This window comes from Amycolatopsis dongchuanensis (assembly GCF_039542405.1).
Taxonomy (GTDB): Bacteria; Actinomycetota; Actinomycetes; order Mycobacteriales; family Pseudonocardiaceae; genus Amycolatopsis_E; species Amycolatopsis_E sacchari.
In genome coordinates this window covers 78,666-94,487 of the sequence record NZ_BAABIB010000005.1, presented here as the reverse complement: position 1 = coordinate 94,487, position 15,822 = coordinate 78,666, and the positions used below count along the sequence as shown (strand labels likewise).

Genomic DNA, 15,822 nt, shown 5'->3' with positions numbered 1-15,822 from the left:
GCCAGCCTACGGGGCTTCCGGGGCCAGCAACGGTCCGATGAGCGCGGCCATGGCCTTGCCGACCGAGGCGTGGCCCTCCCAGCCCCAGTGCATGCCGTCCGGGTTGCCCCGCCCGCTGAGCACGTGCTCACCGACCACGGCGGGCAGGTCGAGCAGCGGAACCCCCACCCGCTGCCCCCACTCGCGCATCGCCGCCTCAGCGGGCCCGCGCGCCGTGTGCACCCCGCCGTAGGAATCCGCCCTGTGCACGCTGGGCAGTACGCCGACGATGGGCAGTGTCGGCCGGAGGATGCGCAGGGCTCCGACGGCCGTGTCGAGGTAGTGGATGGTGAGCCGCGTGGGCAGCACCGTCGGCCGCCCTCGCAGCGCCACCGCGAGCCGCGGCTGAGCAGCGAGGTAGGCCTTACGGGCGACGCGGCGCAACCCGTCCGGACGGAGGTAGCGCAGCCCCGTGCGCAGGTAGGTGGGCAACGGCGAGGGCAGCGTGTCCATGCTGCCGACGGCGAGCACCACGACGTCGACCTTGTGCAGGTCGGCCCACACGCGGGGGTCGCCGATGAGGGACCACCAGAGGTCGCGCGCGTTCCAGCCGGCGCCGGCCACCAGGTCCGCGCTCCCGCCCAGTGCCGCGGCGGTCACGTTCGGCCACAGCCGCGGTTCGTCCGCGGCGCAGGGCCCTTCGGGGCCGTGGAAGCTCAGCGAGTCGCCGAAGACCAGGAGGCGGGGCACGTCAGCCGTACATGCCGGCGTTGTAGGCGTTGAGCCGCCAGACGCCGTCCCGGCGGCTCAGCTCCACCCAGTGGCAGTTGTGGATGCCCCCGAGCTGCGGCCACGCCTCCACGGGCAGCGCCAGCAACCCGGCGGTCAGCGCCGTGATGAGGCCGCCGTGCGCGGCGAGCAGCACGGTCTCCAGCGGTTCGTCACCGGACAGCAGGTCGTTCACGACCTCCGCAGCGCGGGCCGCCACCTCGACACGCGACTCGCCACCCGGAGGCGCCCAGGTCGCGTCCACCCGCCAGCGCGCCCGGTCACCCGGGTAGTCGACGTCGACCTCGGCCCCGGTCCTGCCCTGCCACTCGCCGAGGTGGGTCTCCCGCAGCCGCTTGTCGATCCGCAGCGGCACCCCGATCGCCTCCGTCAGCACGGTGGCGGTGTCGGTGGCGCGGCGCAGGTCGGAGGCGATCACCAGGTCCGGTTCGAAGCGGGCCAGCGCCGGCACGGCGAACCGCGCCTGGTTCCAGCCCACCTCGGTCAGGGCCGAGTCGAGGTGGCCCTGCATGCGGCCGGCCGCGTTGTAATCGGTCTCCCCGTGCCGCCAGAGCACGAGGCGCCGCAAGCTCACTCGGCGCCCTCGCCGCCGGTCAACCCGGCGACCTCGATCCGCGGGCAGTCCTTCCACAGCCGTTCCAGGCCGTAGAAGGCGCGCTCCTCGTCGTGCTGGACGTGCACCACGAGGTCCACGTAGTCGAGCAGCACCCACCGGCCCTCACGGGCGCCTTCGCGGCGCACCGGCTTGTGACCGGCCAGCCGCAGCTTCTCCTCGACGCTGTCGACGATCGCGCCGACCTGGCGCTCGTTCGGCGCGGACGCGATCACGAACACGTCGGTGATCACGAGCTGGTCGGAGACGTCCAGCACCACGACGTCGGTGGCCTTCTTGTCGGCCGCCGCGTGCGCGGCCACGGTCGCCATCTCCCGTGCTTGGGACGTCGCTGCCACTCCTGCTCCCTCTTGACTGGGCATCTGTCGGCTCATCGAGGGTACCTGGGAGGCCCGGCTCACTCCTGCTTGCGGTACAGCCGTCTCTTGTCGATGTAGCGCACCACACCGTCCGGCACGAGGTACCAGATCGGCTCACCCCGCTCCACGCGTTCCCGGCACCCCGTGGACGAAATCGCCATCGCGGTGACCTCGACAAGCGTGACCTTGCCGCTGGGCAGGTGGTGGTCGTTGAGCCGGTAGCCGGGCCTGGTGACACCGATGAAGTGCGCGTAGTCGAACAGCTCGTCCGCGTTGTGCCAGGTCAGGATCTGTTCGAGGGCGTCGGCGCCGGTGATGAAGAACAGCTCGTCGTCGGGGTACTCGCTGTGCAGGTCGCGCAGCGTGTCCACGGTGTAGGTCTCACCGCCGCGGTCGATGTCCACGCGGCTGACGGAGAACTTCGGGTTCGACGCCGTGGCGATGACCGTCATCAGGTACCGGTCCTCGGCCTTCGTGACGGTGCGGCCGGTCTTCTGCCACGGCTGCCCCGTCGGTACGAAGATCACTTCGTCGAGATCGAACCGGGACTGGACCTCGCTGGCCGCGACGAGGTGACCGTGGTGGATGGGATCGAAGGTGCCGCCCATGACCCCGAGACGCCGTGCTGACATAACCGCAGCGTATAGATCTTCGGTCCGCGCGTGGGCCGGAGCCGGAGCGCGGCCCACGCGCGGTGCCGCCGCCGGCGGTCCGAGGGGAACCTCCGGAGGCGCCCGGCCCCTCCCCTGAGCCGGAACAGCGGTGGAACGGCCGGGGAACCCGCTCATGACACCTTCCGGGTGGTGTTCCTGCTCACAAACGCATGAGTGGTCCACTCGCACGGTTTGGATTCGGTCTTCGTCGTCCGCATCCGGTAGAGGTGGACCCGTGCAGATCCAGGAATTGCGAGAACGAGCCGACACACTGCTGCGGGCGCTGGCCGGTGACGGTGCCACGCTGCGCGACGACCAGTGGACGGCGATCAGAGCACTGGTCGCCGAGCACCGGCGCGCGCTCGTCGTGCAGCGCACCGGCTGGGGCAAGTCGGCCGTGTACTTCCTGGCCACGGCGCTGCTGCGACAACAGGGAGCAGGGCCGACGGTCATCATCTCGCCGCTGCTCGCCCTGATGCGCAACCAGATCGCGGCGGCCTCCCGCGCGGGTATCGCGGCGGCCACGGTGAACTCGGCGAACCCCCACGAGTGGGACGAGGTGCAGGCCAGGATCGCGGCCGGGGAGGTCGACGTCCTGCTCGTCAGCCCGGAACGGCTCAACAACCCCGATTTCCGGGACGCGGTCCTGCCGAAGCTGACGTCCTCGGCCGGGCTGCTCGTGGTCGACGAGGCGCACTGCATCTCCGACTGGGGGCACGACTTCCGGCCGGACTACCGGCGGCTGCGGACGTTGCTGGCGGAGCTGCCCGCCGGAGTGCCCGTGCTCGCGACCACGGCGACGGCCAACGACAGGGTGGTCACCGACGTGACGGAGCAGCTGGGGCTGGGCACCAGTTCGGACACGCTGGTGCTGCGTGGTCCGCTCGACAGGGAGAGCCTGCACCTGTCTGTCGTGGAACTGCCGACGGCGGAGGCACGGATCGCGTGGCTCGCCGAACAGCTGGCGGAGCTGCCGGGGTCGGGGATCATCTACACCCTGACGGTCGCCGCGGCGGACGACGTGGCGAGGCTGCTGCGTGAGCACGGGTACGAGGTGGCGTCGTACACCGGCAAGACGGATCCCGCGGAGCGGGAGGCAGCGGAGGACGACCTGCTGGGCAACCGGGTCAAGGCACTGGTGGCGACCTCGGCGCTCGGCATGGGGTTCGACAAACCGGACCTCGGGTTCGTCGTGCACCTGGGCGCTCCCTCGTCCCCGATCGCCTACTACCAGCAGGTCGGCCGCGCGGGCCGTGGCGTGCGCAAGGCGGAGGCGATCCTGCTGCCCGGCGCGGAGGACCGGGAGATCTGGAACTACTTCAGCTCACTGGCGTTTCCCGATGAGCGGCGGGTCACGCAGGTGCTCGACGCGCTGGCGGAAGCCGACCGTCCACTGTCGACAGCGGCACTGGAGCCGAAGGTGGAGCTGTCCCGGTCGCGGCTGGAGATGGTGCTCAAGGTGCTCGATGTCGACGGCGCCGTGCGGCGGGTGCGCGGTGGCTGGGAGTCGACCGGGCAGCGCTGGGAGTACGAAGCCGAACGCTACCGCCGCGTGAGCGAGGCACGCGGCGCGGAGCAGCGAGCCATGCTGGAGTACCAGGCGACCGACGGGTGCCGGATGGAGTTCCTGTTACGCCAGTTGGACGATCCGTACGCCCAACCCTGCGGGCGCTGTGACAACTGCACGGGAAACCGGCGGGAAGCAAGGGTTTCCGCCAACGTCGTCGAAACAACGGGGAGCCTGCTGCGGCAGCCGGGTGTCGAGCTGAGCCCGCGGCGGCAGTGGCCCACCGGGATGCGCACTCTCGACGTGCCCTTGTCCGGCCGGATCCCGGAGGAGGAGCAGGCCAAGCCGGGCCGGACGCTCGGACGGCTCACCGATGTGGGCTGGGGCAACCGGTTGCGGGAACTGGTCGGACCTACGGCCCCGGACACCGAGGTACCGGCAGCGGTGTTCCAGGCCTGTGTGTCGGTACTCGCCGCATGGGACTGGGCACAGCGGCCCGTTGCGGTGGTAGCCATGGCCTCCGCCACCAGGCCAACCCTCACGCAGAGCCTCGCGGCGCGGTTCGCCGAGGTGGGCAGGTTACGGCTCCTCGGCACGCTCGAGGCGCACGGGCCGGCACCCCGGCGGGCGAACAGTGCGCAACGGGTGGCGGACCTGTGGCAACGCCTTGTCCTGCCGGAGGACCTGGCCGCAGAACTGTCCACTGTAGAGGGGCCTGTCCTGCTCGTGGACGATCTGGTGGACACGGGGTGGACGATGACGATGGCAGCGCGCCTGCTGCGGAAGGGAGGTGCGCCCGCGGTCCTGCCGTTCGCGCTCGCAGCGGTGAACTAGGACGGAGTCTTCCGAAACAGCCGACGGTGTGGCAATCTCCATCAATCGGGCGATGCGGTGGAGGCACTGATGGCCGAGTCGAAGATCGAGTCCGAGGTCCGGCACCGGTTGCCGCTCCGCAAGCTGTTCGCGGCCAGCGTCGGCAACGCCCTCGAGTGGTTCGACTGGACCATCTACGCGACCTTCAGCATCTACTTCGCCACGGCGTTTTTCCCATCCGGCAACGAGACACTGGCACAGATCAACACCTTCGCCACCTACGCGCTGGCGTTCTTCTTCCGGCCGCTGGGCGGGTTCCTGCTCGGCAGGTTCGCCGACGTGCGGGGGCGGAAGCCGGCCATGATCCTGACCATCAGCCTGATGGCGGGCGGCTCGGTGGTCATCGGCATCCTGCCGACGTTCTCCCTCGTCGGCTGGCTGGCCCCGGTCCTGCTCCTGCTGGCCCGGATCGCGCAGGGGCTGTCGCTGGGCGGTGAGGTGTCGAACGCGTCGGCGTACCTGGGCGAAATCGCGCCCACGCGGTGGCGTGGCCGCTACTCGTCGTTCTTCTACATCTCGACGGGATCGGCTGTGTTGCTCGCTTCGGTGCTCGGTTTCGTGCTGGCGCGGACGATGGACAAAGCCGACCTGTACTCGTTCGGCTGGCGCATCCCGTTCCTGCTGGGCGGGGTACTGGGCGCCATCGGCCTGTGGCTGCGCCGCAGTCTGGTGGAGACCACGCAGTTCGAGGAGAACAAGGCGACCGCGCGTCGCGTGGAACGGCCGCTGCTGGCGACGTTGCGGCAGCACCCGAAGGCCGTCGGGCAACTCATCGGGATCACGATGCTGTCGACGCTGTGCTACTACACGTTCTTCAGCGCCTTGACACCGTTCGCCGTGAAGACCCGGCACGCGAGCGACGTCGACGTGTTCCTGGCGTTGTCGGTGGGCACCGCGTTGTTCGTCATGCTGCAGTACCCCTACGGGATGCTCTCCGACCGGATCGGGCGCAAGCCGCAACTCTACGTCTGGTCCGGCCTGACCGCCGTCCTGATCGTGCCACTGTCCGCTTTGGTGCGGCCAGGGCTCGGAGGGCTGCTCGTGGTGTTCTGCGTGGGGCTCGGGCTGTACGCGGCGTTGTCCTCGCTCGCACCGGCGATCATGAGCGAGCTGTTCCCGACGGCGCTGCGGGGTCTGGGGATCGGTGCCTGGTACAACCTCACGGTCGCGGTGTTCGGCGGCACCGCGCCGCTGGTGATCAGCGCCCTTTCCGCGGCGAACCTGTCGACGGTGTTCTTCTGGTACGTGGCCGTGGCCGCCGTGATCACGTTCCTCGTGCTCCTGACGCTGCCGGAGACGCGGGGTAGCGAGCTGCGCTAACGGCTTGGCGGCCCCCACGCCGGGCTCGGCCTCAGCAGCGCAGCCGCGGGCGGTGCCCCCGTGCCGCCCCACAGCGAGCGTCTGCCCCACAGCGAGCGTCTGCCCCACTGCCCGCACCCCCGCCAGCTCGCGGCGGGAGGCGGCCTCAGCAACGCAGCGACGGCGGCGCCCGCAGCAGCACCACCGCCGCGGGCAACGTCAGCACGCCACGGCCCCACGGTCAGCCCGAGCGGCCCACCGACGACGCGGCCTCAGGGGCGCAGCGGCACGAGATCGTCCGCGTGGACGACCTCTCGGCGTTGTTCCGCGGGCAGTTCGTGGCTGGAGCGGCCGATGAGCTCGGGCAGTTCGGTGGCGTCGAACGCCACCACGCCTCGGGCGACCACGCGCTGCGCCGGATCGACCAGCTCAACGACGTCGCCAGCCTGGAAATCCCCGCTGACGCCTGTGATGCCCGCTGCCAACAACGATCGGCGACGGCGGACGACCGCGGCGACCGCGCCGTCGTCGAGCTGGAGCCGTCCCGTTGGGCCTGCCGCGTAACCGAGCCAGAACCGGCGCGCGGACAGGCGCGAATCGGCCGCCGCGAAGGCTGTGCCGACCTCTGCCGTGCTCAGCGCCCGTGACGCCTCGCTCGCCGCGGCGAGCAATACCGGGATCCCCGCCGCCGCGGCTGTCCTCGCCGCGGCCAGTTTGGAGACCATGCCACCCGTGCCCAGCCCTGAGCTGGACATGCCCACCGTGATGCCCTCGACGTCCGAGTCATCCGCGACCTCGGCGATCTTGCGCGTCGCACCGTCGCGCGGGTCGCCGTCGTACAGTCCGTCCACATCGGACAGCAGGACCAGCGCGTCGGCACCGATGAGGTGTGCCACCAGCGCGGCGAGCCGGTCGTTGTCGCCGAAGCGGATCTCCTCCGTGGCGACCGTGTCGTTCTCGTTCACCACCGGCACCGCGCCCAGCGCGAGCAACCGCGAAAACGTGCGCTGCGCGTTGCGGTAATGCGACCGCCGCACCACGTCATCGGACGTGAGCAGCACCTGGCCGACCGTGAGCGCATACCGGCCGAACGACTCCGCGTACGCGTGCGCCAGCTGCAACTGCCCCACGCTCGCCGCGGCCTGCTGCGTCGCCAGGTCCTTCGGGCGCTTGCCCAGCGCCAGCGGCGCGAGACCGGCACCGATGGCGCCCGACGACACCAGCACGAGCTGGCTGCCCTGCGCGATCCGGGCCGCCAGAGCGTCCACCAGCGCGTTCAGCCTCTCGACGTCCAGACCGCTCCCGGCCGTGGTCAGCGCCGAAGAACCGACCTTCACGACCAGCCGTTCCGCGCCCGCCACAGCCTTCCGGGTGACGCTCACTCTTCGTCCAGCTCGTCGTCGTCCTCGGGCACGCCCTCACGCCGGATACGACGCGCTTCCTTGCGCTGCGCCGCCGTGACCCGGCTGCGGTCCTCGAGCCGCACGTCCGTGCCGCGCCCGGCCAGGTGCGTGACCACACCCGGCGTCGACGGCTGCCAGTCGAACGTGACGCCACCGATGGTGACCGGGCACCCCGGCCGCGCACCCTGGCGCGCCAGCTCGTCCTCGACACCGAGGCGGTTGAGCCGGTCGGCAAGGTAGCCGACGGCCTCGTCGTTGCTGAAGTTGGTCTGCCGGATCCACCGCTCGGGACGCGCACCCCGCACGATGAAGCCGCCCGGCTCCTCCGGGTCCGGCTCCACGGTGAAACCGGCGTCGTCGATCGCCTGCGGGCGCAGCACGATCCGCTCCGCCTCCGGGCTCGGCTGCTCCGCCCGGTACTGCTCGACGATGCCGCCGAGCGCGTACGTCAGCTCACGCAGGCCCTGCCGCGTCGCGGTGGACACCTCGAACACCGGCATCCCGCGCGCCTCCAGCTCCGGGCGCACCATCTCCGCCAGCTCCGCCGCCTCGGGCACGTCGATCTTGTTCAGCACCACCACGCGCGGCCGGTCGGCCAGCTCGCCGCCCAGCCCCGGGGTGTACCGGGCGAGCTCCTCCTCCAGGGCGTCCACATCGGACAGCGGGTCGCGGCCCGGGTCGTACGTCGCGCAGTCGACGACGTGCACCAGCACCGCACACCGCTCGATGTGCCGCAGGAAGTCCAGGCCGAGGCCCTTGCCCTCGCTGGCGCCCGGGATCAGCCCCGGCACGTCGGCCATCGTGAACACCGTCTCGCCCGCCGTCACGACGCCGAGGTTCGGCACCAGCGTGGTGAACGGGTAGTCCGCGATCTTCGGCTTGGCGGCCGACAGCACCGAGATCAGCGACGACTTGCCCGCCGACGGAAACCCGACCAGCCCGACGTCCGCGACCGAGCGCAGCTCCAGGACGAGCGTGCGCGCCTCCCCCGGCTCGCCGAGCAACGCGAAACCGGGCGCCTTGCGGGCCTTCGACGCGAGCGCGGCGTTACCGAGGCCACCGCGACCGCCCTGAGCGGCGACGAAGGTGGTGCCGGGCGTGGTGAGGTCCGCGAGCACCTCGCCGTCCTCGGTCAGCACGACCGTGCCCGCCGGGACCTTCAGCTCCAGCGTCTCCCCGGCCGCACCGGCGCGGTGGCTGCCCTGCCCCTGCCTGCCGTTGCCGGCGGTGGCGTGCGGGCGGAAGTGGAAGTCGAGCAGCGTGTGCACGTTCTGGTCGACGACCAGCAGCACGTCGCCACCGTGACCGCCGTTGCCCCCGTCGGGGCCGCCGAGCGGCTTGAACTTCTCGCGGTGCACCGAGGCGCAGCCGTTCCCGCCGTCGCCGGCGGCCACCTGGATCACCGCACGGTCAACGAACCGGGACGCCATGTCTTGCCTTTCCGTCTATTCAGGACCACTTCAGACAAAAACGAGGGGCGGACCCGAATTTGTTCCGGGCCCGCCCCTCGTCAGAAGAGCTACAGCGTGTCTCGGCGGGCCTCAGGCCTCGACCGGGACGATGTTGACCGTCTTGCGGCCACGCTTCGCACCGAACTCGACCGCACCGGCGGCCAGCGCGAACAGCGTGTCGTCACCGCCGCGGCCGACGTTCACGCCGGGGTGGAACTTGGTGCCCCGCTGCCGGACGAGGATCTCGCCCGCCTTGACGACCTGGCCGCCGTAGCGCTTGACGCCGAGGTACTGCGGGTTGGAGTCACGCCCGTTGCGGGAGCTGGAAGCACCCTTCTTGTGTGCCATGCTTACTCAGCTCCTTTACTTGCTGATTCCGGTGACCTCGACGCGGGTCAGCTTCTGCCGGTGACCCTGGCGCTTGTGGTAGCCGGTCTTGTTCTTGAACTTGTGGATCCGGATCTTCGGACCCTTGGTCTGCTCGACGACCTTGCCGGTGACCGAGACCTTCGCCAACGCGTCGGCGTCCGTGGTGACCTCGCCGCCATCGACATACAGCACGGCGGGGAAAGTGTGCTCGGTGCCCGGCTCGCCCTCGAGCTTCTCGACCTCGACGACGTCGCCGACGGCCACCTTGTACTGCTTGCCGCCGGTCCTGACGATCGCGTACGCCGACACGGAAGTCTCCTGCTTACTCGACAATGGGTGAGGGCTTGCGACACGGCCCGCTCGGGCGGTCCGGTGATCGCGCCATGGCCCGCACGCTGGCGGGCCGTCCTATAGGTTACGTGGCCCCCCGGTGCTGGTGAACACCGGGGGGCGTCTTACCCGGTCAGCTCTGGTCCGAGGCGTGCACCGGCGGCCCGGCCGGGCGCGAGGCCGCACGGCGCGGACGCCGGCGGGCGGTGCGCACGGCCGGGGTCGGCACGTCGACCTCGGGCTGCTCGGTGGCGCTGGTGGGCTCCTGCGCCACGGGCTGCTCGGTGGCGGGCTGGGTCGGCTCGCTGGCGGGCTGGCCCTGCTCCTGCGCGGCCCTGGCCGACTCCTGCGCGGGCTGGTTCGGCTCGCTGGCGGGCTGGGCCTGCTCTTGCGCGGCCTGGGCCGCGGGAGCGGGCCGCTCGGCGCCGTTCGACTCTGCGGCGGGGCGCTGCGGCTCGCCGGAGGCCTGCTCGCCCGATGCCGGGGCGGGGTGGCCCTCGCCCGGCACCGAGGTGGCGGGCTGCTGCGGCTCGCTGGCGGCCGAGGCAGCGGGCTCCTGGCCCTCGCCCGGCTCGGTGGCGGCCTGCTGGGCCTCGTCCGGCTCCTGCCCGGTGGGGCGGGTGCTGGACTCGACGGTGGCGGGCTCACTGACCGGCGGAGTCGGCTCGGCGGGGGCCGACGACTCAGCAGCGGGCTGGGCGCCCGGCTCCGCGGTGGCAGCGGGCTGTTCAGCCGAGGAAACCGACTCGGCTGCCCCGGTGCGCGGCTCGGCGGACTGGGGAGCTTCGGCACCTGGTTCAGCGGCTGCGGAACCCGCTTCCGCCCCGGCAGCCGACCCGACGGCCTCCGCACCCGAAGCGTCCGAAGCGCTCGTAGCGGCCTGGGCGTTCCGCTCCGCGGCGCGGGCCCTGCGGTGGGCGCGTCGCGTGGTGGGACGGTCGGCCGTGCTGGTTTCCGCCTCCGGCACCGTGTCCGTCTGCTCGTGGACCGGCTCGCCCGGCGCTTCGTGGCGGCCGTTCAGCGCGGCGGTGACCACCTGCTCCGCGGTCTCCTCGGCCGCCTGCTCCGCCTCGTCCTCCGGCTTGCCCGACGACGCGAGCTTCGCCGCGTGGGCCATCGCCTGCACGGCCGACACCACGGACTCCCGCTGCACGTTCTTGCCGCCGGCCTCGGCCTGCTGCGGCTCCTCCGCACCCTTGCCGCGACCCCGCGAACGGCGCGAACCGCCGCTCCCGTGCTGGTTGCCGTTGCCGTTCGAACCGCCGCCGTTCCCGGCGCGCTGCGGCTCCGTCGAGATCACCACGCCGCGGCCCTTGCAGTGCTCGCACGTGGTGGAGAACGCCTCCAGCAGCCCGGTGCCGACCTTCTTCCTGGTCATCTGCACCAGACCCAGCGACGTCACCTCCGCCACCTGGTGCCGGGTGCGGTCACGGCCGAGGCACTCGGTCAGCCGCCGCAGCACCAGCTCGCGGTTGGACTCCAGCACCATGTCGATGAAGTCGATCACGATGATGCCGCCGATGTCGCGCAGCCGCAGCTGGCGGACGATCTCCTCGGCGGACTCCAGGTTGTTCCTGGTCACCGTCTCCTCGAGGTTGCCACCCGACCCGGTGAACTTGCCCGTGTTGACGTCGATCACCGTCATCGCCTCGGTGCGGTCGATGACCAGGTACCCGCCCGAGGGCAGCCACACCTTCCGGTCCAGCGCCTTCGTGATCTGCTCGTCGATGCGGTAGTCGGTGAACACGTCGCCCGTGCCCACGTACCGCTTGAGCCGCCCGGCGAGGTCCGGCGCCACGTGGTTGACGTAGGCGTTGATCGTCTCCCACGCCGTGTCGCCCTGGACCTCCAGCTTCGCGAAGTCCTCGGTGAACAGGTCGCGGACGACCTTGACCAGCAGGTCCGGCTCCTCGTAGAGCATCGTCGGCGCGGCGGACTTCTTGCCGCCGCCCGCCGCGTCCGCCTTCTCCTTGATGACCTCCCACTGGGCCTTCAGGCGGCGGACGTCGCGCTCCAGCTCCTCCTCGCTGATGCCCTCCGAGGCGGTGCGGATGATCACGCCCGCGTCCTCGGGGACGATGCGCTTGAGGATGTCCTTCAGGCGGCGGCGCTCGTTCTCCGGCAGCTTCCGCGAAATCCCGGTGGCACCACCGGAGGGCACGTACACCAGGAACCGGCCCGGCAGCGAGATCTGCGTGGTGAGCCGCGCGCCCTTGTGGCCGACCGGGTCCTTCGTGACCTGCACCAGCACGTTGTCGCCGGTGGACAGCGCCTGCTCGATCTTGCGGGACTTGCCCTCCAGGCCGGCGGCGTCCCAGTCCACCTCACCGGCGTAGAGCACCGCGTTGCGGCCGCGGCCGATGTCGACGAACGCCGCCTCCATCGACGGCAGCACGTTCTGCACGCGGCCCAGGTAGACGTTGCCCACGATCGAGCCGCTGCCGTGCGACGTCACGAAGTGCTCGACCAGCACACCGTCCTCGAGGACGCCGATCTGCGTGTGGTCGCCGCGCTCGGCCACGACCATCGTGCGCTCGACGGCCTCGCGGCGCGCCAGGAACTCGGCCTCGGACAGGATCGGCGCGCGGCGGCGGCCCGCCTCGCGGCCGTCACGGCGGCGCTGGCGCTTGGCCTCCAGCCGCGTCGAACCACGGACGCTGCGGACGCCGTCACCCTTGTCCTTGGGCTCCTTGGCGCTCTTGTCCGCCTCGGGCTTGCTGTCGCGGACGTGGACGACCGTGTTCGGCGGGTCGTCGCTCGTGGCCTCGGCACCGTCGTCGTCGGACGCCTTCCGGCGACGACGCCGACGACGGCGGCGGCTCGTGCCGGTCTCCGCCTCGTCGGAGTCGTCGTCCTCGCTCTCGGCTTCGGCCTCGGGCTTCGCCTCGTCCTCGGACCGGGCCTCCTCGGCCTGCTCCGGCTGCTCGGCGGACTCGTCCTCGCCGCCGGCGCTGTCCTCGCCGCCCTTGCCCCGGCCGCGACCACGACGGCCGCGACGCCGACGGCGACGGGCGCTCCCGTCCTCACCGTCGTCGTCCTTGTCACGCTCGTCGCGCTCGGGAGCCTCCGCCTGCCCGTCCTCGGCGGGCTCCTCCTCCTGCGGCTTCGGCTCCGGCCGCGCCACGGGCGGCTCCGGCGGCAGGAACACCGGCGACGGCGCCGCGAACACCGGCACGTGGGCCAGCGGGCGCACCGGCTCGGGCTCGGTCTCCTCGGCCGCCTCCACCTCGGGCGGAGCGGTCAGCTCGGTGGTGTCGGACTCGGCCGCCTCGGGCTGCGGGGCCTCCGGCGCTTCCGGAACGACCTCCTCGGCCGGGGCGGCGAACGCCTCGGCCACCCGGATGGCGACGTCCTTCGGCACGCTCGACTGCGCGCTGCGGACGGTCTCGCCCAGTTCGGTCAGTTTCGCCAGCACGTCCCTGCTGTTCGACCCGAGCAGCTTGGCCAGTGCGTGCACCCGGACCCTGGCGGGCAGCTCGCCCAGCGGGCCGGTGGGTGTGGCGGTGTCCCCGCCGGTGTTCTCGGCGGGTGTTTCCGCGTTCGTCATCTGTCTCCTCCGCCCCCGGGCGCGTCTGCCAGCGCTCACGCTGGAAGGACGCGGCCGCGCAGGGGCCCCTTCCTGTCCTGTTCCGCCGCGGTGGTCACCGCCGACGGGAATCCTGTGCCTCTCAAGCTCCGACCGCACCGGAGGTCCGGCAGCCGCCGGAGGCAGCTCTGCTCGATCACGTACCGGCCGGGCCGGCGGCTTCCCGCTCCGCCTTCCACGTTCGTCGAGCCACCTGATCAGGTGGCGACGACCGGCGCTCTTCCCGCACGTCACCGGGCCATCGGCGCCGGTTCGCACCGCGGTTGACGGGCGTCCCGGCTCGGCGGCCACCCCGAGTATCCCACACCGGACCGCCGGAGCCGCGCGCTTCCCTGTCGCGGGCGCCGTGCCCGCCCGGCCGGGCGAACTTGCCCGTTCCGCTTGTCCGCCCGTCCGGCGGTGGCCTAGCGTCGCCTGGTACCGCAGGTCCGGTGGAGGTTCGGTTGTCCGGGTTGGGACGGTCCCTTGCGCTCGGCGCGTCGGCCGTGCTGCTGGTCGCGGCCGCCGCCCCGGCGGCCGTCGCGGACCAGCGCGACCCCGGCTGCGGCGACGACGGGCGCAGCGTGCGCTACCTGGTCGTCTTCGACCAGGGTACGGCGGAGGACGTCGCCGCGGGGCAGGTCGCGGCGGCGTGTGGCGCCACCTCGGTCTACTACCCCGAGATCGGCGTGGGCGTGGTGCGCTCGGCCGATCCGGGGTTCGCGGCGAAGTTCGGGCCGGACCGGGCCTTCAGCGCACAGCAGGTGCGGCGGGGCGGGGCCGCGGTGCGCGCGGAACTCCCGGACGCCGCGGGCGTGTCGGGCGAGGACCGCACCGGTGAGCAGTGGAACCTCGCCGCCATCGACGCCGGACCGCGTGCGGGCAGCCCGGACGTCGTGGTCGGCGTGCTCGACTCCGGGATCGACCCGAGCCAGCCGGATCTCGCGAAGGCCGTCGACGCGGAGGACTCGGCAGGCTGCCTCACCGGCGTGTCCGACCGCTCGCCCGCGGCGTGGCAGCCGACGACCTCGGCGCACGGCACGCACGTGGCCGGGATCATCGCCGCCGCGGACGACGGGAAGGGCATCACCGGCGTGGCGCCGGGGGTGCGGGTGGCGTCGGTGAAGGTGCTCAACGACCGCGGCTACGTCGATCCCGAGGCCGCGGTGTGCGGGCTGATGTGGGCGGCGGAACGGCACCTGCGGGTGGTCAACGCGAGTTTCGCGGTCGATCCGTGGGGCGTGTCGTGCTCGCAGCGGCGCGGGTTCGCGGTGGTGCGCGAGGCGATCGCGCGTGCCGTCCAGTATTCGACGGCGCAGGGCACGCTCACCGTGACCGCCGCGACGAACGAAGCCGCCGACCTCACCCCCGTGCGGCCGGACGCCGCGCCCTCGGGCTGCGAAGAACTGCCCGCCGGGTTGCGGGACGCGGTGACGGTATCCGCCGTGGGGCGTGACGAGGTGAAGGCGGGATACAGCTCGTACGGGCTCGGCGTCGTGGACCTCGCCGCGCCGGGCGGCACTCACGGCGACTGCGTGCTGTCGACCGTGCCGGGTGGCTACGCGCCGATGTGCGGGACGTCGATGGCCGCGCCGCACGTCGCCGGGGTGGCCGCGCTCGTCGCGTCGGCACACCCCGGGTTCGGCCCGCGCCAGCTCAGCGCCGCCCTGTACCGGGGCGCGCGGCCGCTCGCCTGCCCCGACGACTACGACCTCACCGGCGACGGGCACCAGGACGCGTTCTGCACCGGGTACACCGGCTACAACGGCTTCTACGGCCACGGCATGGTGGACGCGGCCGGGGGCGCTGTCAGCTCAGTAGCAGCCGGCTGAGCCGCCGCGACACGCCCCACAGGCCGAGCGCCGCCAGCGCGAGCAGGTACGCCAGGTGGCCCAGCATCGCGACGTCGAACACGCCCACCGACAGCTTCCGCATCAGCTCGATCCCGTGGTACAGCGGGAAGCACTGGACCACGACCCGCAGCGCCTCCGGGTACACCGTCAGCGGGTAGAAGGTGGTGGAGAACAGGAACATCGGCATCACGGCGAGCTGGATGTAGTCGAACTGCGAGGGCGAGCGCAGGAAGGTCGCGCACGTCATGCCGACCGCCGCGAACGCGAACGCGATCAGCAGCGCGACCGGGATCAGCAGCACGGCCCACGCCGACGTCACCAGGCCCATGCCCAGCATCACCGCGAAGAACGCGACGGCGTAGAGACCGCCCCGCAGCACGCACCAGGAGATCTCGCCGAGCGCGACGTCCAGCGGCCCGATCGGGGTGGCGAGCATCGCGTCGTACGTCTTCGCGTAGCGGAACTTGAAGAACACGTTGTACGTGCTGTCGAGCACCGCGCCGTTCATCGCCGAGGACGCGAGCAGCGCGGGCGCCACGAACGCCACGTAGCTCATCGGCTGGCCGCCCGGGCCGACGACGTCGTCGACCAGCCTGCCGAAGCCGACCTGGAACGCCAGCAGGTAGAACAGCGGCTCGAACACGCCGGAGACAAAGACGAGCCACATCCGCGAGTACGCGAGCATCGAGCGTTCGACGACCTTGCTCGCGCGGCCCGCGTACAGGCTGGGCGGCAGGACCCGCAGCAGGACGCCGGGCCGGGGTTCCAGCGCGGTCACG

The 15,822-nt window shown here is 71.9% G+C and carries 13 protein-coding genes; 3 read left to right on the top strand and 10 right to left on the bottom strand.

Translation table 11 applies throughout. From position 1 onward, the window contains the following. Positions 1–6: 6 nt before the first annotated feature. The 4 genes from octT to nadD are packed head-to-tail and all read right to left on the bottom strand — an operon-like array spanning position 7 to position 2,372. Positions 7–729 carry a diglucosylglycerate octanoyltransferase gene (gene octT / locus ABFX51_RS00785; protein WP_091512595.1) on the bottom strand — a complete coding sequence of 241 codons (723 nt, stop codon included), beginning with the start codon at positions 727–729 and terminating at the stop codon, positions 7–9. A gap of 1 nt (position 730) precedes the next feature. Then, positions 731–1,342, bottom strand: a complete 612-nt coding sequence (locus ABFX51_RS00780; RefSeq protein ID WP_091512593.1) for a histidine phosphatase family protein — start codon at positions 1,340–1,342, stop codon at positions 731–733. Continuing rightward, complete coding sequence (gene rsfS, locus ABFX51_RS00775; RefSeq protein ID WP_091512591.1) at positions 1,339–1,719, bottom strand: ribosome silencing factor; 381 nt, start codon at positions 1,717–1,719, stop codon at positions 1,339–1,341. Before rsfS ends, ABFX51_RS00780 begins: the two co-directional genes overlap by 4 nt. 59 nt (positions 1,720–1,778) lie before the next feature. Next, a complete protein-coding gene (nadD, locus tag ABFX51_RS00770) occupies positions 1,779–2,372 on the bottom strand; it encodes a nicotinate-nucleotide adenylyltransferase (protein ID WP_346051409.1) in 594 nt (197 codons plus the stop codon). A 256-nt stretch (positions 2,373–2,628) separates the two neighbouring features. Here nadD and ABFX51_RS00765 point away from each other — a divergent pair, with 256 nt between their 5' ends. Both ABFX51_RS00765 and ABFX51_RS00760 read left to right on the top strand, forming a co-directional pair. After that, positions 2,629–4,734: a RecQ family ATP-dependent DNA helicase gene (locus tag ABFX51_RS00765; RefSeq protein WP_245783253.1), complete on the top strand. Its 2,106-nt coding sequence runs from the start codon at positions 2,629–2,631 to the stop codon at positions 4,732–4,734. A gap of 69 nt (positions 4,735–4,803) precedes the next feature. After that, positions 4,804–6,093, top strand: coding sequence for an MFS transporter (locus tag ABFX51_RS00760; protein ID WP_091512585.1), 1,290 nt, complete (start codon positions 4,804–4,806; stop codon positions 6,091–6,093). Positions 6,094–6,344: 251 nt separating this feature from the next. Here ABFX51_RS00760 and proB read toward each other — a convergent pair whose 3' ends face one another. The 5 genes from proB to ABFX51_RS00735 form a co-directional block, all read right to left on the bottom strand. Continuing rightward, positions 6,345–7,454: a glutamate 5-kinase gene (proB, locus tag ABFX51_RS00755; protein ID WP_346051407.1), complete on the bottom strand. Its 1,110-nt coding sequence runs from the start codon at positions 7,452–7,454 to the stop codon at positions 6,345–6,347. Continuing rightward, positions 7,451–8,905, bottom strand: a complete 1,455-nt coding sequence (gene obgE / locus ABFX51_RS00750) for a GTPase ObgE (protein WP_346051405.1) — start codon at positions 8,903–8,905, stop codon at positions 7,451–7,453. The genes proB and obgE overlap by 4 nt, the downstream gene beginning before the upstream one ends. A gap of 111 nt (positions 8,906–9,016) precedes the next feature. Then, positions 9,017–9,274 carry a 50S ribosomal protein L27 gene (rpmA, locus tag ABFX51_RS00745; protein ID WP_091512577.1) on the bottom strand — a complete coding sequence of 86 codons (258 nt, stop codon included), beginning with the start codon at positions 9,272–9,274 and terminating at the stop codon, positions 9,017–9,019. 15 nt (positions 9,275–9,289) lie between these two features. After that, positions 9,290–9,604: a 50S ribosomal protein L21 gene (rplU, locus tag ABFX51_RS00740; protein WP_346051403.1), complete on the bottom strand. Its 315-nt coding sequence runs from the start codon at positions 9,602–9,604 to the stop codon at positions 9,290–9,292. 154 nt (positions 9,605–9,758) lie between these two features. Further along, a complete protein-coding gene (locus ABFX51_RS00735; protein WP_346051402.1) occupies positions 9,759–13,172 on the bottom strand; it encodes a translation initiation factor IF-2 N-terminal domain-containing protein in 3,414 nt (1,137 codons plus the stop codon). Positions 13,173–13,654: 482 nt separating this feature from the next. Between ABFX51_RS00735 and ABFX51_RS00730 the strand changes: the two genes are divergently transcribed. After that, positions 13,655–15,022 (top strand): S8 family peptidase, encoded by a 1,368-nt coding sequence (locus ABFX51_RS00730; RefSeq protein ID WP_428832425.1) that lies wholly within the window; start codon positions 13,655–13,657, stop codon positions 15,020–15,022. On the opposite strand, the gene ABFX51_RS00725 is transcribed toward ABFX51_RS00730, so the two are convergent. Continuing rightward, the gene (locus tag ABFX51_RS00725) at positions 15,000–15,821 is read right to left on the bottom strand and encodes an ABC transporter permease (protein ID WP_346051400.1); all 822 of its coding nucleotides are present in this window, start codon (positions 15,819–15,821) and stop codon (positions 15,000–15,002) included. The two genes, ABFX51_RS00730 and ABFX51_RS00725, sit on opposite strands and share 23 nt — an antisense overlap. Position 15,822: the final 1 nt, after the last annotated feature.